Below are 24,476 nucleotides of genomic sequence, written 5' to 3'. Positions count from 1 at the left end.
ATGCGGAGCTTATGCTTTATTTTCGCACAAACCTTAAAAGGGAGCTTACTTTAAAAGAAAAAATCTTTTTACAGGAGATATCCCGGAAAGAGGTTGAAAAAAAGAAGTCATATTACATATAGCAGAAGAGAGCCCGGCAGCAGCCGGGCTTTTATTTCATTAAGCACATTGTCACAGGAGTGATTCGGCTCCGTCAATATATACCTCCGTGCCGGTAATATGGCTGGACAAATCGGATGCAAGGAAATGAACCAGGTCGGCAACCTGTTCGGCAGATCCGGGATGGTCCTCGAGGGGCATGCTTCCCTCCGGAAATTCAACTGGTATTTTTACTTTTTTCAGATTTTCTTCTTCTGGAAAAGTATTTTCGCCTATATTCGTCCTGATGGCTCCCGGGCAAATCAAGTTGACGCGTATGCGGTATCCTGCCAATTCAAGGGCAGCCATTTTTCCAAAGCTGACCTGCCCCCCTTTGGAGGTGCTGTATGCTGACATCCCAAAATTGCGGAAGGTTCTGTTGCCGTTGATAGAGCTGGTGATGATGATGCTCCCGCCCTCTTCCTTGAGAAGGGGCACCGCATATTTCACTGTCAGGAAGGTTCCTTTCAGGTTTGTTGAAATGGTCGTATCCCATTCTTCAGGAGTCAGATCTTCAATAGGGGCAACAACACCATTTATTCCTGCATTCGCAAAAACTATATCAAGGCGTCCCCATTTACTGGATACCTTCTGGAAAGCCTCCTCCACCTGCAATGGAACAGAAACATCTGTTTCAATGATCATGGCTTCTCCGCCTGCTGACTCTATTTGATCTTTGACTTCTTTTGCAAACTCTTCCTTAACATCGACAAGAGCAATTTTAGCCCCTTCTTTAGCAAGCCTGATGCTGGCAGCCTTTCCGATTCCAGAGCTTGCCCCGGTGATTAAAGCGACCTTCCCATTCAGCGTTGATCGGCTCATCCGTACATGACCTCCTTTTTCCAGTCATTTTCCCCCAGTCTGCTGGATTAGAAACCACAAATTGCAGCTGCTGGCGAAATAAGCAGAAAAAATGTATCCTTGTTGGAGAGAATAAAAAGCATTCATGGAGGTGCCGTAATGGTTCGTTTCGGTGTAGTTGGAACAAATTGGATAACAGAGAGGTTCCTTGATGCAGCAGATCAAGTGCAGGATTTTGCGCTTACGGCTGTTTATTCACGGACAGAAGAAAAAGCAAGGGAATTTGCAGATAAATATGGTGTGAAACATACATATACGTCCTTAGAGGAAATGGCGGCAAGCAGTGAGATTGACGCTGTCTACATTGCCAGCCCCAATTCACTTCATGCGGAACAATCAATTCTGATGATGGAACATGGAAAGCATGTGCTCTGCGAAAAACCTGCAGCCAGCAATGCGGCTGAATTAAAGCTCATGATTGAAGCGTCACAGAGGAATAAGGTGGTACTGATGGAGGCGCTGAAATCCACTTTGATGCCGAACTTTAAAGCCGTCCGGGAGAATTTAGGAAAAATCGGACCGGTCAGAAGGTATTTTGCATCATATTGCCAATATTCCTCGCGATATGACGCATACAAGGAAGGGAGGATCCTGAATGCCTTCAAACCTGAGTTTTCCAACGGTGCATTGATGGATATAGGCATTTACTGCATCTATCCGCTGGTGGTCCTATTCGGCAAGCCGGATGAGGTGAAGGCGCAGGGTGTTATGCTTGATTCAGGAGTTGATGGGGAAGGAAGCATGGTATTGAAGTATAAAGAAATGGATGCTGTCATCATGTATTCAAAAATCACTGACTCCCAGCTTCCTGCAGAAATTCAGGGAGAGAACGGAAATATTGTAATCGATAAAATCCATACGCCGGAACAGGCTGAAATCCGCTATCGCGGCGGCAGTTCAGAATCAATTACAAGAGAGCAGAAGGAAGCCTCGATGTATTATGAAGCAGAAGAATTCGTCGGGCTTGTCAAAAGCGGAAAGCTGGAATCGGCAACGAACACATTGTCCAACTCCCTTGCTGTCATGGAAATTCTTGATTCTGTGAGAAGCCAGCTTGGCATCGTCTACCCTGCAGACAAGAACTGAATGGAAATGGCCATTGCATCAGGATCACTATACGATACAGGGGGGCAAATTTTTGGCAAAGGAACTGAGGAAGGAAGCAGAGAACTTTATTGCTTTATGCCATAGAGAGCTGAATAAAAGCAGCAGCGAAACAGAACAGCGCCTCATTGAAATCCTTGAGGAGATAGATCGTACAGGCAGTTATCATCACACCTATGAAGAGCTTGAGTATGGTGCAAAAACGGCCTGGAGGAACAGCAACCGATGCATCGGCAGGCTCTTTTGGGACAGCCTTAAAGTGTTCGATGAAAGGGAGCTTGAGACTGAAGACGAAATTGGCCAAGCTTTGATGAGGCATATCAGCTATGCTACGAACGGCGGCAAGGTAAGGTCCGCCATCACTGTATTCCGTCAGGAGGAAAAAAACAAAAGAGTAAGGATTCTTAACCACCAGCTGATCAGGTATGCCGGCTATGATACCAGTGATAAGATTATAGGCGACCCAGCCTCCGTCAAACTGACGAACTTGTGCCGTGAATTGGGATGGGAAGGGAAATACGGGCAGTTTGACCCACTGCCTCTTCTTGTCCAGATAGATGGGCGGAAGCCGGCGCTATTTGATGTATCTGCTGAAGATATTCTTGAAGTGCCGCTTGAGCATCCTGAGTTTGAGTGGTTCAGCGATCTGCAATTAAAGTGGTATGCTGTTCCGTTCATATCGGATATGTGCCTTGAAATCGGCGGAATCCGGTATACGGCTGCACCCTTTAATGGCTGGTATATGGGGACAGAAATCGGCGCCCGGAATCTTGCAGACGATTTCAGGTATAATCTGGTCCCGGAAATAGCGGACAGGATGGGGCTTGATACTAAGAGAAACGCCTCCTTGTGGAAGGACCGTGCGCTGGTTGAGCTGAATACAGCTGTTCTTCATTCCTATAAAAAGAAGGGGGTCAGCATTGTTGACCACCATACAGCCGCACAGCAGTTCAGGCTGTTTGAAGAAAAAGAATCAGCATGCGGCAGGCCGGTAACTGGTGAATGGACCTGGCTGATTCCGCCCATTTCTCCGGCAGCTACACATATTTTTCACAGCAGCTATAAAAATGAAATCAAAACGCCAAATTTCTTTTACCAGAAAACTGATTTCCAGTTATAGTTATTTATTCTGAAAACACTATTTTTTAGGGATTCCTTTATTTCTCTACTATAATAAATTAAATTATTATTGTTGTGGAAATAAAGGGGGATGCCATATGAAAAATTTACTGATCATTATTCTGGGTTCTGCGATTGTAGGCTTTGCTTATAATCTATTCCTGATCCCCCATGAAATCCTGAGCAGCGGTCTGAGCGGGGTGGCAATCATGCTCGGCATCATTACACCCTTCAATACTGGCCTCCTCAACTTTCTGTTGAATCTGCCTTTGCTGATCCTTGGTGTCATTAAGCTTGGGAAACGGTTTATTTTCTATACAATCGTTTCTGTGCTGACGCTTTCCGTCAGTCTTTACTTAATACCAGTCAACGCAATCTCTTCTGAGCCTATATTGTCATCCGTGTTCGGCGGGGTATTGACGGGTGCGGGAATCGGGCTTGTGTTCAAGGCTTCAGGCTCCTCAGGGGGATTTGATATCATTGCTATGCTTTTGACGAGGAAAAAAGATTTCCCGCTTGGCGCCATTCTTTCATTGATGAATGCAATCGTGGTTTTGGCTTCAGGCTTCATCTTCAGCTGGGATGCTGCATTGAATACAATGGTAGCCATCTATGCCACGGGCAAGGTGGTTGATACTATTCATACGAAGCATATTAAGCTGACAGTGATGATCGTAACAGCCAAAGGCGAAGAAATGAAAGCAAAGCTTCTCTCAAGCATCTACAGGGGAATTACGGTTATCAATGGAGAGGGCGGCTATACAGGGGAAGGCAGGAAGATCCTCATGACAGTCATAACCCGCTATCAGCTGACTGAGGTCAAGAGCATGATTGATGAGGTTGATCCGCAGGCCTTTGTCAATATTACAGAAACGACCGAAGTTCTGGGCTCTTTCCATAGAACCTGAGGATTTGTACAAAAATAAAGACCCTTGGCCAATTGCTGCAATTGGTCAAGGGTCATGTTTTATCTGCTGTATTTAAATATTCGGCCATCCTCATTTGTCCTTTAGTAAATCTTCCTCTGTAAAATCCGCCTCTTTCACTGCAAAGTAATTCAAGCCTGCTGCGGCAGTAAAGGCTGCTGCCAAAATAGCAATCGTTGAGATCATGCTAATCTCTCCCATCATTTTTATTGTGTTATGGGCATTATTCCCGTTTTGCAGTGCCTTAAACACGTTAATGGTCATGGTATATTTTGCCTGAATAACATAATGGAATGCAAATTAGTATTTCAAAAACTATATTTATTATGCTGATAAAACAAAAAAACCAAAATCCTCTTGGATTTTGGTTTTTGAATGTATGGAGCATAGCGGGCTCGAACCGCTGACCTCTACGCTGCCAGCGTAGCGCTCTCCCAGCTGAGCTAATGCCCCGTGTTCGGTACAAGAAAAATTATATCCGTATTTGATCAAATATGCAAGAGGAAATTCTAATTTTTCTTTTTAAAAATAAAATCTTAAGTTTTCTGCCAGTGAACCTAAAAGTATACAATAATATTAGAGAGCAAGGCCGCATAAAGTAGGAAAAGAAAAGTATGCGTACCGCTATTTTTATTCAAAAATTAGTTTATTCAACTATCTATATTGGAATATTTATATAGATAGTAATTGAAGAGGGGATACATATGGAAGAAATGTTCTATTTGGTGATAAAGAATGATGTAATAATGAAGCTGGGGTTCGCAGCCTTAGCGGGTCTTGTCATCGGTTTAGAGAGGGAGCTGAAAGGGAAGCCGCTTGGGCTTAAGACCTGCCTGATTGTTTCGGTGATGGCATGCCTGCTGACCATCGTGTCTTACGAATCAGCTTTCCTGTATTCAAAGGAATATTCAAGGCCGATGGACCCGGGGCGGATTCCTTCTTATGTAATAAGCGGAATAGGATTCCTTGGAGCGGGCGTGATTCTGCGCAGGGGCAACGAAGCTATTTCCGGGCTGACAACAGCCGCTCTTGTGCTGGCTTCAGCGGGAATTGGCATTACCATTGGTGCAGGGTTCTATATAGAAGCGCTGCTGGGAGTCATTTTTATCATTATTGGAGTTAAAATCATTCCTGCTTTATTTGAACGGATAGGACCAAAAAAACTGAAGGAAAAGGAAATCAGGGTAAAGCTGTATATTGAGAAATGTACGGACCTGACAACCCTGATGAAGGAAATAAAAAGCAAGAAATTAGGAATCAAGCGGGTCCGTGTCAAAGAGGAAGCAGATGATATATTGATCAATTGTGTGATAACTACAACGAGGAGCATGTATACGACCGATGTTTACTATACGATGAAATCGTTGATAGGTGTGATTGCTGCAGAGGTTGAGAGCGGGGAATAGAACAAAGAAGTGCCTGCCCCATCTTGGGCTGGGCGCTTTATTATTTAGATTTGAAACTTGCAAGCGAAAAAAGATGGCCATGTAAAAACCGGTAAGTGTAATATTATAGCTAAACTGGAGTTTTCTTAGAAGGAGATGCAATGACTTGCCCAAGATGAACCCTTATGCAGCATTGGCAATTGGTGTGGTGTCTGTTTCCACATCTGCCATTCTGGTTAAGTTCTCAGCTGCACCATCAGGAGTGATAGCTTTTTATCGTTTATTCTTTTCTGTTTTGCTGATGCTGCCTCTCGTATTATTTAAATATGGGCCAGAGCTCAAACAGATTGGCCGGCGGGATTGGATGTATTCGGCCATAGCCGGGATATTCCTTGCCTTTCATTTTATCCTCTGGTTTGAATCTCTCCGCTATACTTCAGTGGCAAGCTCAACTGTCCTTGTTACCTTGCAGCCGCTGTTCGCTTTTGCCGGGACCTACTTATTTTTCAAAGAAAGGTTTACTGTGAAAGCAATATTGAGCGGAGTGATCGCTATTGGAGGAAGTGTACTTATCAGCTGGGGGGACTTCAGGGTCAGCGGAACTGCATTGTTTGGAGATCTTTTGGCCCTTGCTGCCTGTGCACTGGTTACAGCTTACCTGATGTTTGGGCAGACAGTGCGAAAAAGGCTGTCTCTTATTACTTATACATTCACCGTGTACAGTATAAGTGCCTTAACCCTTTTGATCTATGTAATTGCTGTTGGTGAGCCTCTTGGACCTTACCCTGCAAGCGACTGGGTCTACTTTATTCTCCTTGCGGTTATTCCCACCCTGCTCGGCCATACGCTTTTCAATTGGTCCCTGAAATGGCTCAGCACCTCCACGATTTCTATGGCTATCCTCTTTGAGCCGGTGGGTGCTGCTGTCCTGGCATATTTTTTGCTCGGGGAGTTAGTGGCCTGGTATCAGGCTGCTGGAGGAATGATTGTCATCGGGGGGATCATGCTGTTCCTTGCAGATGGCAGAATGATGAAGAGGAAAGCAAAGAAGGCAGAAGCAAGCGGAAATCACCCAAGCCATTAGGTAATGAAGCCTTTTATTGTATATGCTGAGTGTTATTGAAAGGAGGGTGATTGGTATGGCAGGGATTGATGCGGCCTTTGCTTCAGAATTCCCCATTATAGAGACTGAAAGGCTTCTGCTCAGGAAGCCTGAGGCGGATGATATTCCCAAGCTGTACAGCATATTTTCTGATCCTGGAGCAACCAGGTTTTATGATGTAGAGCCCTTTAGGTCCGTCAGTGAAGCAGAAGATCTTCTCGAAAGTCTTTTGTGGAGATACAGTATGGAGATGCAGATCAGGTGGGCTATCTGCTGGAAAGAAGACAAAACCCTCCAGGGAACCTGCGGATTCCATTCAGTTGAAAAGCTTCATAATAAGGCGGAAATCGGTTATGAGCTCCACCCGGACACCTGGGGCAAAGGCGTTATGTCAGAAGCCTTGGATGCGATTATCCGCTATGGCTTCATCTGCATGGACCTGAACAGGATAGAGGCGGTCTACCTTCCGGAGAATGCTGCCTCAAAAAAGCTTCTTGAAAAAAAGGGTTTTAAAATAGAAGGAATACTAAGGAAGCGGTTTGTTCACAGAGGAATATACAAAGATGCTGTCATTTCTGCGCTGCTGCAGGAGGAGTACACTAGAGACAGATTTGAGAAATAAAACTTAAAGAATGAGGAGAAGCAGATACAGGCTGTGATGCCTTTATCCTCCGTTCATCCTGCTCGTACGCCCCTTCTTGCTTTTTAGATCAAAGGTAAGGGGAATTCATGCAAAGCTGAAAAGTGGCCATCCTCAGCAGGATGGCCACTTTTAATTGGTATTAAATAAAAGCAAAAGTAAGCCCGGAGAAAATAAAACCGGATACCGTGGTGAAAATAAAAGTGCCTCCGTAGACTTTTTCTTCCGAGTCTGCAATTTTAATTCCTTCGAAATAGGAAAATGCCAACAAGAATACAGCCATGATAAATGATAAGTAGAGTGCGGCGGTTTGAAGCATAAATCTCACCTTTCGAATATGTTAATATATTATATGGACTGGCTTTGAATGTATGACCCATTCATATAAGTTTCTTTTTTTTCGTGTTGATTGCAGGAATACGGGGCGACAGCTGAGGCATTTTTAAGAAGCCCAGCCTGATTGAGATAGGGGGACACATCAGAGCAGTATTTCAACCATTCCTTAATCTGAAAAAATTAACGGACAAAAAATGAAATTAAATTAAAAAATTATATTGCAATTGTAATTTCACCATGATATATTATTACTTGTCCTCACGAGGAAGAAACGAAAACATCCAATTCAAGTTTTGAAAAACAAAAAAAGATGTTGACTTCTTCGGTTGAAGATGTTATATTGATAAAGTCGCTTCTGAGCGACGGAGATTGTCCTTTGAAAACTGAACGAACAAAAACGTCAACGTAAATCTTATTTTTATCAGAGCTAAATCTTACTCTTATATGGAGAGTTTGATCCTGGCTCAGGACGAACGCTGGCGGCGTGCCTAATACATGCAAGTCGAGCGGACGGATGGGAGCTTGCTCCCTGAAGTCAGCGGCGGACGGGTGAGTAACACGTGGGCAACCTGCCTGTAAGACTGGGATAACTTCGGGAAACCGGAGCTAATACCGGATAATGCACAGCCTCTCATGAGGCTATGCTGAAAGATGGTTTCGGCTATCACTTACAGATGGGCCCGCGGCGCATTAGCTAGTTGGTGAGGTAACGGCTCACCAAGGCAACGATGCGTAGCCGACCTGAGAGGGTGATCGGCCACACTGGGACTGAGACACGGCCCAGACTCCTACGGGAGGCAGCAGTAGGGAATCTTCCGCAATGGACGAAAGTCTGACGGAGCAACGCCGCGTGAGTGATGAAGGTTTTCGGATCGTAAAACTCTGTTGTCAGGGAAGAACAAGTGCCGGAGTAACTGCCGGCACCTTGACGGTACCTGACCAGAAAGCCACGGCTAACTACGTGCCAGCAGCCGCGGTAATACGTAGGTGGCAAGCGTTGTCCGGAATTATTGGGCGTAAAGCGCGCGCAGGCGGTCTCTTAAGTCTGATGTGAAAGCCCACGGCTCAACCGTGGAGGGTCATTGGAAACTGGGGGACTTGAGTGCAGAAGAGGAAAGTGGAATTCCACGTGTAGCGGTGAAATGCGTAGAGATGTGGAGGAACACCAGTGGCGAAGGCGACTTTCTGGTCTGTAACTGACGCTGAGGCGCGAAAGCGTGGGGAGCAAACAGGATTAGATACCCTGGTAGTCCACGCCGTAAACGATGAGTGCTAAGTGTTAGAGGGTTTCCGCCCTTTAGTGCTGCAGCAAACGCATTAAGCACTCCGCCTGGGGAGTACGGCCGCAAGGCTGAAACTCAAAGGAATTGACGGGGGCCCGCACAAGCGGTGGAGCATGTGGTTTAATTCGAAGCAACGCGAAGAACCTTACCAGGTCTTGACATCTCCTGACAACCCTAGAGATAGGGCGTTCCCCTTCGGGGGACAGGATGACAGGTGGTGCATGGTTGTCGTCAGCTCGTGTCGTGAGATGTTGGGTTAAGTCCCGCAACGAGCGCAACCCTTGATCTTAGTTGCCAGCATTCAGTTGGGCACTCTAAGGTGACTGCCGGTGACAAACCGGAGGAAGGTGGGGATGACGTCAAATCATCATGCCCCTTATGACCTGGGCTACACACGTGCTACAATGGATGGTACAAAGGGCTGCAAGACCGCGAGGTTAAGCGAATCCCATAAAACCATTCTCAGTTCGGATTGCAGGCTGCAACTCGCCTGCATGAAGCTGGAATCGCTAGTAATCGCGGATCAGCATGCCGCGGTGAATACGTTCCCGGGCCTTGTACACACCGCCCGTCACACCACGAGAGTTTGTAACACCCGAAGTCGGTGGGGTAACCTTTTGGAGCCAGCCGCCTAAGGTGGGACAGATGATTGGGGTGAAGTCGTAACAAGGTAGCCGTATCGGAAGGTGCGGCTGGATCACCTCCTTTCTAAGGAATATATACAAGACGTGACGCTCTTTGTTCGTTCAGTTTTGAGAGTATAATCTCTCATTTTTGTTCTTTGAAAACTAGATAATGTAATGAAGAAGACATTACCGAGTAATCGCCATTTTAGGTTTTCTCTCTTATAAATAAATAAGAGTTTAAAAACCGTGAGGGTGATGAGAAGCGAACAGGTCGAGGAATCGATTGAGGAAGCACCGGAGCGTATGTTTTGTATACGTGAGGATGCTGACGATTGAGATGACGAAGAGATGTGAAGCTTATCATCGGCCGAACAGGTTAAGTTAGAAAGGGCGCACGGTGGATGCCTTGGCACTAGGAGCCGATGAAGGACGGTACTAACACCGATATGCTTCGGGGAGCTGTAAGTAAGCTTTGATCCGGAGATTTCCGAATGGGGAAACCCTCCATCCGTAATGGGATGGAACCCTTGCCTGAATACATAGGGCATTGGAGGCAGACCCGGGGAACTGAAACATCTAAGTACCCGGAGGAAGAGAAAGCAAACGCGATTCCCTGAGTAGCGGCGAGCGAAACGGGATTAGCCCAAACCAGGAGGCTTGCCTCCTGGGGTTGTAGGACACTCTACACGGAGTTACAAAGGAACGGAGTAAATGAACAGGCATGGAAAGGCCGGCCATAGAGGGTAACAGCCCCGTAGTTGAAACTTCGTTCCCTCCAGAGTGGATCCTGAGTACGGCGGGACACGTGAAATCCCGTCGGAAGCAGGGAGGACCATCTCCCAAGGCTAAATACTCCCTAGTGACCGATAGTGAACCAGTACCGTGAGGGAAAGGTGAAAAGCACCCCGGAAGGGGAGTGAAACAGATCCTGAAACCGTGTGCCTACAAGTAGTCAAAGCCCTATGACCTTCGGGTCAGGGTAATGGCGTGCCTTTTGTAGAATGAACCGGCGAGTTACGATTACATGCGAGGTTAAGTTGAACAGACGGAGCCGCAGCGAAAGCGAGTCTGAATAGGGCGAATGAGTATGTGGTCGTAGACCCGAAACCAGGTGATCTACCCATGTCCAGGGTGAAGTCCAGGTAACACTGGATGGAGGCCCGAACCCACGCACGTTGAAAAGTGCGGGGATGAGGTGTGGGTAGCGGAGAAATTCCAATCGAACTTGGAGATAGCTGGTTCTCTCCGAAATAGCTTTAGGGCTAGCCTCATGTTGTAAGAGTCTTGGAGGTAGAGCACTGTTTGGACTAGGGGCCCCCATCGGGTTACCGAATTCAGACAAACTCCGAATGCCAAAGACTTATCCATGGGAGTCAGACTGCGAGTGATAAGATCCGTAGTCAAAAGGGAAACAGCCCAGACCACCAGCTAAGGTCCCAAAGTATACGTTAAGTGGAAAAGGATGTGGAGTTGCTTAGACAACCAGGATGTTGGCTTAGAAGCAGCCACCATTTAAAGAGTGCGTAATAGCTCACTGGTCGAGTGACTCCGCGCCGAAAATGTACCGGGGCTAAACGTATCACCGAAGCTGTGGGTGGACACCATCAGGTGTCCGCGGTAGGAGAGCGTTCTAAGTGCATCGAAGTCAGACCGCAAGGACTGGTGGAGCGCTTAGAAGTGAGAATGCCGGTATGAGTAGCGAAAGATGGGTGAGAATCCCATCCACCGAATGCCTAAGGTTTCCTGAGGAAGGCTCGTCCGCTCAGGGTTAGTCGGGACCTAAGCCGAGGCCGAAAGGCGTAGGCGATGGACAACAGGTTGATATTCCTGTACCACCTCTTTACCGTTTGAGCAATGGGGGGACGCAGGAGGATAGGGTAAGCGCGCTGTTGGATATGCGCGTCCAAGCAGTTAGGCTGCAAACGAGGCAAATCCCGTTTGCATCAGGCTGAGCTGTGACGGCGAGGGAAATTTAGTACCGAAGTTCCTGATTCCACACTGCCAAGAAAAGCCTCTAGCGAGGGAAAAGGTGCCCGTACCGCAAACCGACACAGGTAGGCGAGGAGAGAATCCTAAGGTGAGCGAGAGAACTCTCGTTAAGGAACTCGGCAAAATGACCCCGTAACTTCGGGAGAAGGGGTGCTTTTTAGGGTGAATAGCCCGGAAAAGCCGCAGTGAATAGGCCCAGGCGACTGTTTAGCAAAAACACAGGTCTCTGCGAAGCCGCAAGGCGAAGTATAGGGGCTGACGCCTGCCCGGTGCTGGAAGGTTAAGAGGAGGGGTTAGCGCAAGCGAAGCTCTGAATCGAAGCCCCAGTAAACGGCGGCCGTAACTATAACGGTCCTAAGGTAGCGAAATTCCTTGTCGGGTAAGTTCCGACCCGCACGAAAGGCGTAACGATCTGGGCACTGTCTCAACGAGAGACTCGGTGAAATTATAGTACCTGTGAAGATGCAGGTTACCCGCGACAGGACGGAAAGACCCCGTGGAGCTTTACTGCAGCCTGATATTGAATTTTGGTACAGCTTGTACAGGATAGGTAGGAGCCTTTGAAGCCGGAGCGCCAGCTTCGGTGGAGGCATTGGTGGGATACTACCCTGGCTGTATTGAAATTCTAACCCGCGCCCCTGATCGGGGCGGGAGACAGTGTCAGGCGGGCAGTTTGACTGGGGCGGTCGCCTCCTAAAAAGTAACGGAGGCGCCCAAAGGTTCCCTCAGAATGGTTGGAAATCATTCGCAGAGTGTAAAGGCACAAGGGAGCTTGACTGCGAGACCTACAAGTCGAGCAGGGACGAAAGTCGGGCTTAGTGATCCGGTGGTTCCGCATGGAAGGGCCATCGCTCAACGGATAAAAGCTACCCCGGGGATAACAGGCTTATCTCCCCCAAGAGTCCACATCGACGGGGAGGTTTGGCACCTCGATGTCGGCTCATCGCATCCTGGGGCTGTAGTCGGTCCCAAGGGTTGGGCTGTTCGCCCATTAAAGCGGTACGCGAGCTGGGTTCAGAACGTCGTGAGACAGTTCGGTCCCTATCCGTCGTGGGCGCAGGAAATTTGAGAGGAGCTGTCCTTAGTACGAGAGGACCGGGATGGACGCACCGCTGGTGTACCAGTTGTCTTGCCAAAGGCATCGCTGGGTAGCTATGTGCGGAAGGGATAAGTGCTGAAAGCATCTAAGCATGAAGCCCCCCTCGAGATGAGATTTCCCATAGCGTCAAGCTAGTAAGATCCCTGAAAGATGATCAGGTTGATAGGTCTGAGGTGGAAGCGTGGTGACACGTGGAGCTGACAGATACTAATAGATCGAGGACTTAACCACATTTGATTGCTTTGTAATTCTTCTTCTGCATTATCTAGTTTTGAGGGAATAAAAATTTTAAAAAATCCCTTGCAAAACAAAAACAAGATGATATAATAATACTTGTCTTGAAAAAATAGTCTGGTGGCGATAGCGAGAAGGTCACACCCGTTCCCATACCGAACACGGAAGTTAAGCTTCTCAGCGCCGATGGTAGTTGGAGGTTCTCCTCCTGTGAGAGTAGGACGCTGCCGGGCTTTAATATGGAGGATTAGCTCAGCTGGGAGAGCATCTGCCTTACAAGCAGAGGGTCGGCGGTTCGATCCCGTCATCCTCCACCATAATTGCCGGTTTAGCTCAATTGGTAGAGCAACTGACTTGTAATCAGTAGGTTGGGGGTTCAAGTCCTCTAGCCGGCACCAGTTTCAAATGAGCCATTAGCTCAGTCGGTAGAGCATCTGACTTTTAATCAGAGGGTCGAAGGTTCGAGTCCTTCATGGCTCACCATTCAATCTCTAGTAATGAATTATGCGGGTGTGGCGGAATTGGCAGACGCACCAGACTTAGGATCTGGCGCCGCAAGGCGTGGGGGTTCGACTCCCTTCACCCGCACCAATTTTATATGCGGAAGTAGTTCAGTGGTAGAACATCACCTTGCCAAGGTGGGGGTCGCGGGTTCGAATCCCGTCTTCCGCTCCAGAGATTGCCGGGGTGGCGGAACTGGCAGACGCACAGGACTTAAAATCCTGCGGTAGGTGACTACCGTACCGGTTCGATTCCGGTCCTCGGCACCATTAATTTTATTTTAACTATGCGCCCGTAGCTCAATTGGATAGAGCGTCTGACTACGGATCAGAAGGTTATGGGTTCGACTCCTTTCGGGCGCGCCATACTATTTATGTAATGAAAGCCAGAATATAAGCCAACGAGTGAACACCTGACTGCTATTGCAGGATGATGTGAATAAGGAAGCACTGAAGAGATTCGACGCTTATCATTTACATGACGGGGAGTAGCTCAGCTTGGTAGAGCACTTGGTTTGGGACCAAGGGGTCGCAGGTTCGAATCCTGTCTTCCCGACCATTTTAAAATTAATATGGGGCCTTAGCTCAGCTGGGAGAGCGCCTGCTTTGCACGCAGGAGGTCAGCGGTTCGATCCCGCTAGGCTCCACCATATAACCTTATAAAAAATACTTGATTTGGCGGTGTAGCTCAGCTGGCTAGAGCGTACGGTTCATACCCGTGAGGTCGGGGGTTCGATCCCCTCCGCCGCTACCAAATTAAGGACCTTTAGCTCAGCTGGTTAGAGCAGACGGCTCATAACCGTCCGGTCGTAGGTTCGAGTCCTACAAGGTCCACCATTTACTTGAAATATGGAGGTATACCCAAGTCTGGCTGAAGGGATCGGTCTTGAAAACCGACAGGCGGGTAACACCGCGCGGGGGTTCGAATCCCTCTACCTCCTCCATTATATTTTTGAATGATTTTTATCGTCGCGGGGTGGAGCAGTCCGGTAGCTCGTCGGGCTCATAACCCGAAGGTCGCAGGTTCAAATCCTGCCCCCGCAATACTGGTCCCGTGGTGTAGCGGTTAACATGCCTGCCTGTCACGCAGGAGATCGCGGGTTCGATTCCCGTCGGGACCGCCATTTTCACTTGTACAATCCATATCCAGTATAGCTCAGCAGCTCAGTCGGTAGAGCAGTTTGATACCTTATCTGAAAAGCTTCTGCGGCAATCTGTAAGGAAGTCCGTGAGAATTGATGAACAAAGGACTTAAACCATACAAGGTTTAGGAAGTGAATTTTATTGTGGCTCAGTAGCTCAGTCGGTAGAGCAAAGGACTGAAAATCCTTGTGTCGGCGGTTCGATTCCGTCCTGAGCCACCATTTATTATTTTATCTAATAGCATTGAACAGTGGCGATTGTGGCGAAGTGGTTAACGCATCGGATTGTGGTTCCGACATTCGTGGGTTCGATTCCCATCAGTCGCCCCATAAAATTGCGGGTGTAGTTTAATGGTAAAACCTCAGCCTTCCAAGCTGATGTCGTGGGTTCGATTCCCATCACCCGCTCCAAAGTGGGCCTATAGCTCAGCTGGTTAGAGCGCACGCCTGATAAGCGTGAGGTCGATGGTTCGAGTCCATTTAGGCCCACCATTCCGCAGTAGCTCAGTGGTAGAGCATTCGGCTGTTAACCGAACGGTCGCAGGTTCGAGTCCTGCCTGCGGAGCCAATCTATGGGGAAGTACTCAAGTGGCTGAAGAGGCGCCCCTGCTAAGGGTGTAGGTCGGGCAACCGGCGCGAGGGTTCAAATCCCTCCTTCTCCGCCATAAGGCCCCTTGGTCAAGCGGTTAAGACACCGCCCTTTCACGGCGGTAACACGGGTTCGAATCCCGTAGGGGTCATACAAAAAAGCTGTCAGCATCATGCTGGCAGCTTTTTTGTATGCATTATTTTCTTTTAAGCATTTGCTTGATGCTTAATCTGGAAGCTCTTCATTGTTTTGCAGCCGGTTTCCCGGATTATTTAGATCTATATCCGAAACAACTCCTGTATAAGGCCCCCGGAACATATCTCCTGTCGCCAGGATTTTTCCATCTGCAGGACCGAACAGCGGCAGTTTTTCTTCAGCAGCCTCTCTCTCCCGCAGGAGAAATTCTTCTTCCTGATTTGCCATCTTCATTCCACCCTTCATAAAAACATATGCTTATTATAGGCAATTCCCGCTAGAACCATTTCTATTTTACAAAAATAATCGAATTATAAGAGAAAATATCGAAAAATTTAATTTATTTTTACAAGGTATTTTTACATTGAACACGAATATAAAAAAGAATGTCAATGAACTAAAATCTGTTGGAAAGAAGGATGGCTGTGAAAACGATGTTACCCACCGACTATCAGATGCATTTATTTCATGAAGGCACCCTTTTTGACAGCCACCGTCTTTTTGGTGCCCACGTAATATTTGAAGATGGCAAGACCCTAACCAGGTTCGCTGTATGGGCTCCTAACGCCAAGGAAGTCAGGGTTGTAGGGGACTTTAACAGCTGGAATGGGGATGATTTCAAATTACATAGAATGAATAATGAAGGGGTATGGCACATAGTAATTGAGAAGGATTTGGCAGGCTGCCTCTATAAGTATGAAATATTGACACAAGAAGGCACCAGGCTGCACAAAGCTGATCCATATGCCTTCTATTCAGAGAAAAGGCCAGGCACAGCTTCAGTTGTATGGCCGCTTGAAGGCTATAAATGGAATGACCAGTCATGGCTGAAAGGAAGGATGAAGAAAAATACCTTTGCAGAACCGGCAGTCATCTATGAAATGCATGCCGGAACGTGGAAACGGAATAATGGCAACAGTCTGCTGAATTACAGGGAGCTGGCGGATGAAATTGTGCCTTATGTCCTTGAACATGGTTTCACACATGTAGAATTGCTCCCTCTTGTCGAGCATCCGCTCGATGCCTCCTGGGGCTATCAGGGGACAGGGTATTTTTCTCCGACCAGCCGGTATGGGAAGCCGCAGGATTTCATGTATTTTGTCGATCAATGCCACCAGCATAACATCGGTGTCATCCTGGACTGGGTTCCCGGCCACTTTTGCAAAGATGCCCATGGACTCTATAAATTCGACGGAACCCATCTCTTTGAATATAAGAACGAGAAGGATAGGGAGAATTATGTATGGGGCACTTCAAACTTTGACCTGGGCCGAAATGAAGTGCAGAGCTTTTTAATCTCCAATGCATTATTCTGGCTGGAAACCTATCATATAGACGGGTTCAGAATGGATGCAGTTTCTAATATTATTTATTGGCCCAATTCCCATGAACAGCATCAGAATCCGTATGGAATTGAATTCCTCCGCAAGCTCAACAGCACTATCAGGCAATATGATCCCTCCATTTTTTTAGCAGCTGAAGATTCATCCAATCTCCCTCAGGTGACCTCTCCTGCCCATTATGGCGGCCTGGGCTTTCATTACAAATGGAATATGGGCTGGATGAATGACGTACTGGCATATATGGAAACCAGTCCAGAGGCGAGGTCTGGAAAGCATGGCAATATTACATTTTCACTCTTATACGCTTTCAAGGAAAACTTTATATTGCCTCTCTCCCATGATGAAGTTGTACATGGAAAGAAGTCTCTCCTCAATAAAATGCCTGGAGATTATTGGAGAAAGTTTGCCCAGTTCCGGCTGCTCCTGGGCTATATGATGGCACATCCAGGTAAGAAACTGCTGTTTATGGGCTTTGAAATCGCCCAATTTTCAGAATGGAAAGATTCAGAAGAGCTTGACTGGAATCTGCTGGATTATGAAATGCACCAGAAAGCAAACAGGTATACAAAGGATTTGATACGGCTTTACAGGAGGTCCAGGCCCCTATTTGAACTGGACCATGTCCAGGAAGGCTTTGAGTGGATTGATGCAGATAACCGGGAACAATCGATTTTCTCTTTCGTCCGCTTCAGTGCTGCCGAGGGTGAACACCTCATTGCAGTATGCAACTTTACAGCCGACCCGTATCGGAATTTCAGGATCGGAGTCCCGCATGCCGGAAGCTACAGGGAAATATTCAACAGCGATAAGGAAGAATATGGGGGATCCGGCTGGATCAACAAAAAAGTAGTCAAAACAGAAGAACTGGAATACCACGGCCGGCCTTATTCAATTCAAATGGCTATCCCGCCGTTTGGTATTACTATTCTGCGTCCTGTTAAACATAGAAAGGAGAGGAAAGGGAATGGCAAAGACAAAATGTGTGGCCATGCTGCTGGCAGGGGGAAAAGGATCAAGGCTTAACTCTCTGACTGAGAATCTTGCAAAGCCAGCTGTACCATTTGGAGGCAAATACAGGATCATTGATTTCACCTTGAGCAATTGCACAAATTCAGGGATTGATACAGTCGGGGTCCTGACCCAATATCAGCCTCTTGTACTTAATTCTTATATCGGCATAGGAAGCGCCTGGGATTTGGACAGAATGAACGGAGGGGTAACCGTTTTGCCGCCATATGCCGAATCTTCAGAGGTCAAGTGGTATACAGGCACGGCGAGCGCAATATTCCAAAATATAAACTATCTTAAACAGCATGAACCTGAGTATGTGCTCATCCTGTCAGGTGATCATATCTACAAAATGAATTATGACCTGATGCTTGATTATCACATTGAAAAGAACGCTGATGCTACCATTTCCGTCAAAGAAGTTCCCTGGGAGGAAGCCAGCCGCTTCGGAATCATGAATACGAACGATGATCTGAGCATTGCAGAGTTTGATGAGAAGCCGGAGAATCCGAGAAATAATATGGCTTCGATGGGAATTTATATATTTAAATGGGACGTACTTAAGGAGTATCTGGAACTGGACGATCTGGATAAGGACTCTTCACATGACTTCGGAAAGGATATTATTCCAAGGCTTCTGAATGACCGCAAAAGTCTCTATGCCTATCCTTTCAGCGGTTACTGGAAGGATGTGGGGACTGTGCAAAGTCTTTGGGAAGCCAATATGGACTTGCTGGATGACGATTGCCAGCTGGATCTGAATGACTATTCCTGGAGGATCTATTCTGTTAACCCCAACCATCCGCCGCAATATATCGCACCGATGGCGGAAGTGGATGAATCCATGATCAATGAAGGCTGTGTTATTGAGGGGGAAATTTATAAAACGGTCCTCTTTCAGGGAGTAGAGGTCAAAGCGGGTTCAATTATAAAAGAGTCGGTCATTATGCCGAATGCTGTCATCGGAAAAAATGTCTTTATTGAAAGAGCAATTGTTCCTTCTGATATGCACATACCGGACGGAACGGTTATCAGAGATGATGAAAATGAGGGTGAAATAATCCTTGTGACAGAGGAAATGATTAAGGAAATCCATTCATAGGAATATAAATCAGGAGGGGATATAGTTGAATAAGAGATTGCTGGGCGTTATAGATGCAACAACCTACCATGAAGGATTGGAAGAACTGATAGTCCACCGCTCTCTTGCGGCAGTGCCCTTTGCAGGCCGCTACCGGTTGATAGATTTTGTTCTCTCCAGCATGGTGAATTCAGGGATTGCCAGTGTGGCCATTTTCCCGAAATTTCAATACAGGTCACTGATGGACCATCTTGGATCAGGAAAGAACTGGGATTTGAACAGAAAGAGAGACGGCCTCTTTTTCTTTCCATCTCCGCTCCTTGATGGGCCTAGGCAGGGGGTAGGTTCCTTCAATCATTTTGCAGCCAACCTTGATTATTTCTACCGCAGCAATCAGGAATATTCTTTAATAGCAAATTGCTACACTGTTCTTAATATGGACTTTCGGCCGGCCCTTGAGAGGCATATCCAATCCGGATGTGACATTACGGAACTCAGGCATAACGGAAAATCCCTTGAAATGTATCTTGTGAAAACTTCCCAGCTGATCGAATTCATCGAAAACAGAAATGAAACAGGCTATTCCTGTATGAGCGATATAGCAGCCGACCTGAACCATGTTTATAAGGTCTGTGCGTACGAATATACAGGGCATGTTGCGAGGATCGACTCGATTGAAAGCTACTATCTGGCAAGCATGAGCATGCTTGAGCCCGAAACCTTCAACAAGCTGTTCCGTAAAGATCAGCCAGTTTATACGAAGGTAAAGGATGAGCCGCCTGCGAGGTACCTGAAAGGCGCAGGGGTGAAGAACAGCATGGTGGCAAACGGATGCCTTATAGAGGGAACGGTTGAAAACAGCATCATCTCCAGGGCTGTCAGGATTGGAAAAGGATCAGTTGTGAAAAATTGCATCATTATGCAAAAATGCCAGATCGGAGAAAACTGTATATTGGATTCAGTCATCATCGACAAAGATGTCAGAATTGAATCAGGGACTGTCATGGAAGGTTCTCCTGTGCAGCCAATCGTAATCCGGAAAGGAACTATACAAGGGGCGCTGATGAATTCATGAAAGTCTTATTCGCTGTATCTGAATGTGTGCCATTCGTTAAATCAGGGGGGCTTGCCGATGTGGCAGGCTCCTTGCCGAAAGAATTGAAAAAGCTGGGAACGGACGTAAGAATCATTCTGCCAAAGTATGGGAGCATACCGGAAACTTATAAGAAGAAAATGAAAAAGGTCAGGGAGTTCAGCGTTTCCGTGGGCTGGCGAAACCAGTACTGCGGAATCGAAGAGCTTGTCCATGACGGTGTCATTTTTTATTTTGTCGATAACGAGTATTATTTTTTACGTGACCAGCTTTACGGATATTTTGATGATGGAGAAAGATTTGCTTACTTCAGCAGGGCTGTCCTGGAAAGCATGAGAGAGCTTGATTTCTATCCTGATATTATTCATTGCCATGACTGGCATACAGGCATGGTCCCCTTCTTGCTGAGTGTCCAATACAGACACATAAAGGAATATGCTTCTATAAAAAGCGTATTTACCATTCATAATCTTCAGTTCCAGGGCATCATGCCAAAAGAGGCGCTAGGTGACTTATTTGGCCTTGAAGAGTTTTGTTTTAATGCAGAGCAGCTCGAATTTTATGGCTGCATCAATTTTATGAAGGCGGCCCTTACATCTGCCGATAAAATAACAACCGTCAGTCCTACCTATAAAGCTGAAATTCAGAATGAATATTATGGAGAGAAGCTTGATGGGCTGCTTAGGATGCGGGACGGTGACCTGGCCGGCATACTTAATGGGATTGATGCTGATTTTTATGATCCGGAAAATGATCCGATGATTGCTGCGCCGTATAATGTGAATCTATTAACAAATAAAGGCAAAAATAAACGCAGCCTTCAAAAGATGGCCGGCCTCCCGGAACACCCGGAAGTACCCATTATTGCAATGATTACAAGACTGACGAGCCAAAAAGGCCTTGATCTTGTAAAGTGTGTCTTTCAAGAGCTGATGTCAGCGGAGGTACAATTCATTGTCCTTGGCACCGGAGAAGAGGAATTTGAACAATTCTTCGCCGGAATGGAGCAGGAATATCCGGAAAAGGTGAGAGCGTATCTACGCTTTAATGAGGATTTGGCCCATAAAATATACGCAGGCGCAGATTTATTCCTGATGCCTTCAAAGTTTGAGCCATGCGGCCTCGGACAGCTGATCGCCATGAGGTACGGGACGATACCGATTGTCAGGGAGACGGGGGGATTAAACGATACAGTCCATTCATATAATGGGGAGGCAGGAGAAGGAAACGGCTTCTCCTTTACTAATTTTAATGCCCACGATATGCTCTATACCATTAACCGGGCCATTTACTATTATAGCCGGAAAGAAGAGTGGAAAGAGCTGGTCAAGAGGACGATGAGCCTGGATTACAGCTGGGCCCAGTCTGCGTTCAAGTACAGCAAGCTTTACGAAGGGCTTGTTTCAGGGGAGTGAGAGGATGTTTTCGGATAAGGAAGAGTTCAAGGAGGTCTTTTTGACAAGGCTTGAAATGACCAGCGGGAAAAGCTTTCCTGACAGCACGAAGCGCGATCAGTACCAGACCCTCGGACATATGGTGAGGGAATATGTCAGTATGAACTGGATCAACACAAATGAGCGCAGCAGGATGATCAAGCAAAAACAGGTCTATTATTTATCCATTGAATTCCTTCTTGGACGGCTGCTGCGCAATAATCTGCTTAATCTCGGCATTCATAAAGTCGTTGAGGAGGGGCTGCAGGACCTTGGCATTGAACTGGGCGATCTTGAAGAGTCAGAGCCCGATGCGGGCCTGGGGAACGGGGGGCTTGGCAGGCTTGCGGCCTGTTTCCTTGATTCCCTTGCATCGCTCGATCTGCCAGGGCATGGGTGCGGTATACGCTATAAGCATGGGCTTTTTGAGCAGAAGATTGTCGACGGATATCAGGTCGAGCTGCCGGAACAGTGGCTGAGGCACGGAAACGTCTGGGAAATAAGAAAGGCTGATTCTGCAGTGGAAATCCCTTTTTGGGGAAGAGTGGAATGCAGCGAGGAGGAAGGCAGGCTGGTTTTCAGGCATCTGCCTGGTGAAACGGTTACTGCAGTTCCGTATGATATGCCGGTTGCAGGGTACCAAACTGAGACAGTCAATACATTGAGGCTCTGGAGTGCAGAGCCTTCTCCTTTTCCTCAGCATAAAAATATTATGCAATACAAAAGGGAAACTGAGCTGATTTCGGAATTCCTGTATCCGGATGACACACATGATGAAGGGAAAATCCTCCGTCTTAAGCAGCAGTATTTTCTTGTATCAGCGAGTATCCGGTCGATTATAGAGTCCTTTAAAAAGCAGCATGGAAATATGAAGGATTTTAATCAGTTTATCAGCATCCATATAAATGATACCCATCCGGTGCTTGCGATTCCGGAATTGATGAGAATTCTTGTAGATGAAGAAAAGATGGCCTGGGAGGAAGCGTGGGATATTACGGTTTCAACCATTTCCTATACAAATCATACGACGCTTTCCGAAGCATTGGAAAAATGGCCGATCCGTCTATTTCAGCCTCTTCTTCCGAGAATCTTTATGATTGCGGAAGAAATCAACAAGCGGTTCTGCCTGAAGCTGGAGGAAAAGTACCCCGGTGATTGGGAGCGGATCCGGTCAATGGCCATCATCTCCGATGGAGAAGTGAAAATGGCGCATCTGGCCCTTGCCGGAAGCCACAGTGTCAATGGAGTGGCGGCTCTTCATACAGAAATTCTTAAACACAGAGAAATGAAACAGTTTTACGAATTGTATCCCGAAAAATTCAACAATAAAACCAATGGCATTACACACAGACGGTGGCTGCTGAATTCCAACCCCCGCCTTGCGGGCCTGATCTCAGAAGCCATCGGTCCCGGCTGGATAAAGGAGCCCCAGCGCTTGGGAGAGATGGCCAAATTTGCTGAAGACAGCAGTATGCTCCTGGAGCTTGAGCTGATCAAAGAGGAAAATAAACAAAGGCTTGCCCGCCGGGTCAAGCAGCAGACAGGCCTTTCCATTGATACGTCATCTATTTTTGATATCCAGGTAAAGAGGCTTCATGCCTATAAAAGGCAGCTGTTGAATGTGCTTCATATAATGCATATGTATAATAGGATAAAAGAGGGGGATTCCCACATTCAGCCCCGGACTTTCATATTCGGTGCTAAGGCGTCTCCAGGCTATTATTATGCGAAAAAGATCATCAAACTCATCAATACAGTTGCTGAAAAAGTGAATAATGACCCGGCAGCGAATAAGCTGATTAAAGTCGTATTTCTTGAAAATTACCGGGTATCCCTTGCCGAAGAAATTTTCCCTGCTGCAGATATCAGTGAACAGATTTCCACCGCCAGCAAGGAGGCATCAGGAACGGGCAATATGAAATTTATGATGAATGGGGCACTGACCGTCGGTACTCTGGACGGCGCCAATGTAGAGATACTGGAGAGGGTTGGGGAAGAGAATATTTTCATTTTCGGGCTGGCTGCCGAAGAAGTTCTCCGTTATCAGCAGAATGGTGAATACCGGTCAATGGACTATTATCATCTTGATAAAAGGATCAGCACCATCATCAATCAGCTGACCAATGGATTTTTCCCTTATGCCGGGGATGAATTTGAAAGCATCGCGGATTCGCTGCTGATGCATAACGATCAATATTTTGTCCTCCGCGACTTCGATTCCTATGCTGCCATACAGAAACAGGCAGCTAATGCGTATGGAGACAGGCTTGGCTGGCAGCGGAAAAGCCTGATGAATATAGCCGCATCAGGTCATTTCTCCAGCGACCGCACCATTCGTGAATATGCCGAAGAAATTTGGCATATCCAGCCGGCAGCAAGCCATTCTAAATAAATTTTGCAGACGAAGCAAAAGGCCTGGTTACCCACAGGCCTTTTGTTTGCCGTTTTTCAGCTGTCATTTGTTTTCCTTATCCTCCAGATAGCTGTCCCCTTTTTTATAAGGGACCTTGCCGAACGGCGCATCCAGATTTTCATCTTCCAATTCCTGCTGGTATTGCTCTTCTGTATCCGAGCGGACAACCCTTCGATTTTTCCCTTCTATATCAGTCGCACTGAAGGTTTCATATTCTTCTGTGAATCCTTCATCATTATGATCCGTATCATACAGACTGTTATAATCCTTATGCTGACCGTTGAAATCGGACGGTGTTTCGGAGGTGCCATAGCTGGCAGCCTGTTCAAAGCTGTCCTGTTCATCATTAATGTCTTTGTAATCATCAAAATTAAAATGGTTGTCATGATTGGGACTCAGCACGTCTTCCTCTGCAGGCCGGTCTGATGCAGGATGCTGAGAAGGAGCATGGTCAACACAATATAAAGCCGTTGGGACTGCCTCAAGTCTTTCAAATGGAAGGTCCTTTCCACACTCCCTGCACTTTCCGTAAGTCCCATCCTCAATTGCCTGGAGGGCTTTGTTCACTTTATCCAATTCCTCGTTCTGATGCTCTTCGATTGCCTGATCTTTCTCTCTTTCAAAAAGCTCAGTGCCCGCATCACCGGGGTGGTTATCGTACATAGAAAGTTCACCGACTGTATCCCTTGCGCTTTCATTGTCAAAGCGGCTGTTCGTATCACTGTCCAGCTGTTCTTCAATGGTCTTCTTATCTTCTTCCAGCATAGACTTCAAATCGTTGATCTGATCCTTTGTAATCATTGTTCCACATCCTGTTCCATAAGTAGTATTTATTAG

At 46.8% G+C, this 24,476-nt stretch carries 14 protein-coding genes, 22 tRNA genes and 3 rRNA genes; 35 read left to right on the top strand and 4 right to left on the bottom strand.

Annotated features, from left to right (window positions below; translation table 11 throughout):
* Positions 1–171: 171 nt before the first annotated feature.
* Entirely contained in the window at positions 172–960 is a 789-nt protein-coding gene (locus N288_RS19165) for an SDR family oxidoreductase (protein ID WP_009795394.1), read from the bottom strand.
* Between the two features lie 138 nt (positions 961–1,098).
* Between N288_RS19165 and N288_RS19160 the strand changes: the two genes are divergently transcribed.
* From N288_RS19160 to N288_RS19150, 3 genes are all read left to right on the top strand, one after another.
* On the top strand, positions 1,099–2,085 hold the full coding sequence (locus N288_RS19160) for a Gfo/Idh/MocA family protein (protein WP_009795393.1): 987 nt from the start codon (positions 1,099–1,101) through the stop codon (positions 2,083–2,085).
* Positions 2,086–2,137: 52 nt separating this feature from the next.
* Positions 2,138–3,223 carry a nitric oxide synthase oxygenase gene (locus tag N288_RS19155; RefSeq protein WP_022544322.1) on the top strand — a complete coding sequence of 362 codons (1,086 nt, stop codon included), beginning with the start codon at positions 2,138–2,140 and terminating at the stop codon, positions 3,221–3,223.
* Positions 3,224–3,320: 97 nt separating this feature from the next.
* Positions 3,321–4,130 (top strand): YitT family protein, encoded by an 810-nt coding sequence (locus N288_RS19150; protein WP_009795391.1) that lies wholly within the window; start codon positions 3,321–3,323, stop codon positions 4,128–4,130.
* A 398-nt stretch (positions 4,131–4,528) separates the two neighbouring features.
* Here N288_RS19150 and N288_RS19145 read toward each other — a convergent pair.
* Positions 4,529–4,601 (bottom strand) — tRNA-Ala (locus tag N288_RS19145).
* Positions 4,602–4,852: 251 nt separating this feature from the next.
* Between N288_RS19145 and N288_RS19140 the strand changes: the two genes are divergently transcribed.
* From N288_RS19140 to N288_RS19010, 27 genes are all read left to right on the top strand, one after another.
* Entirely contained in the window at positions 4,853–5,554 is a 702-nt protein-coding gene (locus N288_RS19140) for an MgtC/SapB family protein (protein ID WP_009795389.1), read from the top strand.
* Between the two features lie 154 nt (positions 5,555–5,708).
* Positions 5,709–6,617, top strand: a complete 909-nt coding sequence (locus N288_RS19135; RefSeq protein WP_009795388.1) for a DMT family transporter — start codon at positions 5,709–5,711, stop codon at positions 6,615–6,617.
* A 55-nt stretch (positions 6,618–6,672) separates the two neighbouring features.
* Positions 6,673–7,257, top strand: coding sequence for a GNAT family N-acetyltransferase (locus tag N288_RS19130; protein WP_022544319.1), 585 nt, complete (start codon positions 6,673–6,675; stop codon positions 7,255–7,257).
* A 795-nt stretch (positions 7,258–8,052) separates the two neighbouring features.
* Positions 8,053–9,602 (top strand): 16S ribosomal RNA (locus N288_RS19125).
* Between the two features lie 292 nt (positions 9,603–9,894).
* A 23S ribosomal RNA gene (locus N288_RS19120) occupies positions 9,895–12,839 on the top strand.
* A 119-nt stretch (positions 12,840–12,958) separates the two neighbouring features.
* Positions 12,959–13,075 (top strand): 5S ribosomal RNA (gene rrf / locus N288_RS19115).
* The 16S, 23S and 5S rRNA genes sit together here with 21 tRNA genes alongside, the layout of an rRNA operon.
* Before the next feature lie 8 nt (positions 13,076–13,083).
* A tRNA-Val gene (locus N288_RS19110) sits at positions 13,084–13,159 on the top strand.
* Between the two features lie 5 nt (positions 13,160–13,164).
* A tRNA-Thr gene (locus N288_RS19105) sits at positions 13,165–13,240 on the top strand.
* A gap of 9 nt (positions 13,241–13,249) precedes the next feature.
* Positions 13,250–13,325, top strand: a tRNA-Lys gene (locus N288_RS19100).
* Positions 13,326–13,348: 23 nt separating this feature from the next.
* Positions 13,349–13,433 (top strand) — tRNA-Leu (locus N288_RS19095).
* A gap of 9 nt (positions 13,434–13,442) precedes the next feature.
* Positions 13,443–13,517, top strand: a tRNA-Gly gene (locus N288_RS19090).
* Positions 13,518–13,523: 6 nt separating this feature from the next.
* Positions 13,524–13,612: transfer RNA gene (locus N288_RS19085), tRNA-Leu, on the top strand.
* A gap of 19 nt (positions 13,613–13,631) precedes the next feature.
* A tRNA-Arg gene (locus N288_RS19080) sits at positions 13,632–13,708 on the top strand.
* A 116-nt stretch (positions 13,709–13,824) separates the two neighbouring features.
* Positions 13,825–13,901 (top strand) — tRNA-Pro (locus N288_RS19075).
* Positions 13,902–13,916: 15 nt separating this feature from the next.
* Positions 13,917–13,992, top strand: a tRNA-Ala gene (locus N288_RS19070).
* Positions 13,993–14,019: 27 nt separating this feature from the next.
* Positions 14,020–14,096: transfer RNA gene (locus N288_RS19065), tRNA-Met, on the top strand.
* A 6-nt stretch (positions 14,097–14,102) separates the two neighbouring features.
* Positions 14,103–14,179 (top strand) — tRNA-Ile (locus N288_RS19060).
* Between the two features lie 14 nt (positions 14,180–14,193).
* Positions 14,194–14,286, top strand: a tRNA-Ser gene (locus N288_RS19055).
* Positions 14,287–14,312: 26 nt separating this feature from the next.
* Positions 14,313–14,386 (top strand) — tRNA-Met (locus N288_RS19050).
* A 4-nt stretch (positions 14,387–14,390) separates the two neighbouring features.
* Positions 14,391–14,466, top strand: a tRNA-Asp gene (locus tag N288_RS19045).
* Positions 14,467–14,630: 164 nt separating this feature from the next.
* Positions 14,631–14,706: transfer RNA gene (locus tag N288_RS19040), tRNA-Phe, on the top strand.
* A 32-nt stretch (positions 14,707–14,738) separates the two neighbouring features.
* A tRNA-His gene (locus N288_RS19035) sits at positions 14,739–14,814 on the top strand.
* A 7-nt stretch (positions 14,815–14,821) separates the two neighbouring features.
* Positions 14,822–14,895: transfer RNA gene (locus tag N288_RS19030), tRNA-Gly, on the top strand.
* Between the two features lie 4 nt (positions 14,896–14,899).
* Positions 14,900–14,976: transfer RNA gene (locus tag N288_RS19025), tRNA-Ile, on the top strand.
* A 1-nt stretch (position 14,977) separates the two neighbouring features.
* Positions 14,978–15,052: transfer RNA gene (locus N288_RS19020), tRNA-Asn, on the top strand.
* Between the two features lie 6 nt (positions 15,053–15,058).
* Positions 15,059–15,149, top strand: a tRNA-Ser gene (locus N288_RS19015).
* 3 nt (positions 15,150–15,152) lie between these two features.
* Positions 15,153–15,224, top strand: a tRNA-Glu gene (locus N288_RS19010).
* Positions 15,225–15,298: 74 nt separating this feature from the next.
* On the opposite strand, the gene N288_RS19005 is transcribed toward N288_RS19010, so the two are convergent.
* Positions 15,299–15,496, bottom strand: a complete 198-nt coding sequence (locus N288_RS19005) for a hypothetical protein (RefSeq protein WP_022544318.1) — start codon at positions 15,494–15,496, stop codon at positions 15,299–15,301.
* Between the two features lie 191 nt (positions 15,497–15,687).
* Between N288_RS19005 and glgB the strand changes: the two genes are divergently transcribed.
* Genes glgB through N288_RS18980 form a run of 5 tightly spaced genes read left to right on the top strand, consistent with a single transcriptional unit; the run spans position 15,688 to position 23,618 of the window.
* Positions 15,688–17,634 carry a 1,4-alpha-glucan branching protein GlgB gene (gene glgB, locus N288_RS19000; RefSeq protein WP_035403243.1) on the top strand — a complete coding sequence of 649 codons (1,947 nt, stop codon included), beginning with the start codon at positions 15,688–15,690 and terminating at the stop codon, positions 17,632–17,634.
* Complete coding sequence (locus tag N288_RS18995) at positions 17,576–18,721, top strand: glucose-1-phosphate adenylyltransferase (protein ID WP_022544316.1); 1,146 nt, start codon at positions 17,576–17,578, stop codon at positions 18,719–18,721. Before glgB ends, N288_RS18995 begins: the two co-directional genes overlap by 59 nt.
* 25 nt (positions 18,722–18,746) lie before the next feature.
* The gene (locus tag N288_RS18990) at positions 18,747–19,775 is read left to right on the top strand and encodes a GlgC family sugar phosphate nucleotidyltransferase (protein WP_022544315.1); all 1,029 of its coding nucleotides are present in this window, start codon (positions 18,747–18,749) and stop codon (positions 19,773–19,775) included.
* On the top strand, positions 19,772–21,208 hold the full coding sequence (glgA, locus tag N288_RS18985; protein WP_009795321.1) for a glycogen synthase GlgA: 1,437 nt from the start codon (positions 19,772–19,774) through the stop codon (positions 21,206–21,208). Before N288_RS18990 ends, glgA begins: the two co-directional genes overlap by 4 nt.
* A 4-nt stretch (positions 21,209–21,212) precedes the next feature.
* A complete protein-coding gene (locus N288_RS18980) occupies positions 21,213–23,618 on the top strand; it encodes a glycogen/starch/alpha-glucan phosphorylase (RefSeq protein ID WP_009795320.1) in 2,406 nt (801 codons plus the stop codon).
* Between the two features lie 63 nt (positions 23,619–23,681).
* Here the strand turns inward: N288_RS18980 and N288_RS18975 are convergent, their stop codons facing one another.
* Complete coding sequence (locus N288_RS18975) at positions 23,682–24,440, bottom strand: TraR/DksA C4-type zinc finger protein (RefSeq protein ID WP_009795318.1); 759 nt, start codon at positions 24,438–24,440, stop codon at positions 23,682–23,684.
* Positions 24,441–24,476 lie beyond the last annotated feature (36 nt).

Origin of the sequence: Bacillus infantis NRRL B-14911 (assembly GCF_000473245.1) — a bacterium.
GTDB classification, from domain to species: domain Bacteria; phylum Bacillota; class Bacilli; order Bacillales; family Cytobacillaceae; genus Bacillus_AB; species Bacillus_AB infantis.
This window is presented reverse-complemented; position numbering and strand designations above follow the sequence as displayed.

Coding starts and splice junctions, on each gene's coding strand:
- N288_RS19165 (WP_009795394.1), bottom strand. CDS start 960: ATGAGCCGATCAACGCTGAATGGGAAGGTCGCTTTAATCACCGGGGCA.
- N288_RS19160 (WP_009795393.1), top strand. CDS start 1,099: ATGGTTCGTTTCGGTGTAGTTGGAACAAATTGGATAACAGAGAGGTTC.
- N288_RS19150 (WP_009795391.1), top strand. CDS start 3,321: ATGAAAAATTTACTGATCATTATTCTGGGTTCTGCGATTGTAGGCTTT.
- N288_RS19140 (WP_009795389.1), top strand. CDS start 4,853: ATGGAAGAAATGTTCTATTTGGTGATAAAGAATGATGTAATAATGAAG.
- N288_RS19135 (WP_009795388.1), top strand. CDS start 5,709: ATGAACCCTTATGCAGCATTGGCAATTGGTGTGGTGTCTGTTTCCACA.
- N288_RS19130 (WP_022544319.1), top strand. CDS start 6,673: ATGGCAGGGATTGATGCGGCCTTTGCTTCAGAATTCCCCATTATAGAG.
- N288_RS19005 (WP_022544318.1), bottom strand. CDS start 15,496: ATGGCAAATCAGGAAGAAGAATTTCTCCTGCGGGAGAGAGAGGCTGCT.
- glgB (WP_035403243.1), top strand. CDS start 15,688: ATGGCTGTGAAAACGATGTTACCCACCGACTATCAGATGCATTTATTT.
- N288_RS18995 (WP_022544316.1), top strand. CDS start 17,576: ATGGCAAAGACAAAATGTGTGGCCATGCTGCTGGCAGGGGGAAAAGGA.
- glgA (WP_009795321.1), top strand. CDS start 19,772: ATGAAAGTCTTATTCGCTGTATCTGAATGTGTGCCATTCGTTAAATCA.
- N288_RS18980 (WP_009795320.1), top strand. CDS start 21,213: ATGTTTTCGGATAAGGAAGAGTTCAAGGAGGTCTTTTTGACAAGGCTT.
- N288_RS18975 (WP_009795318.1), bottom strand. CDS start 24,440: ATGATTACAAAGGATCAGATCAACGATTTGAAGTCTATGCTGGAAGAA.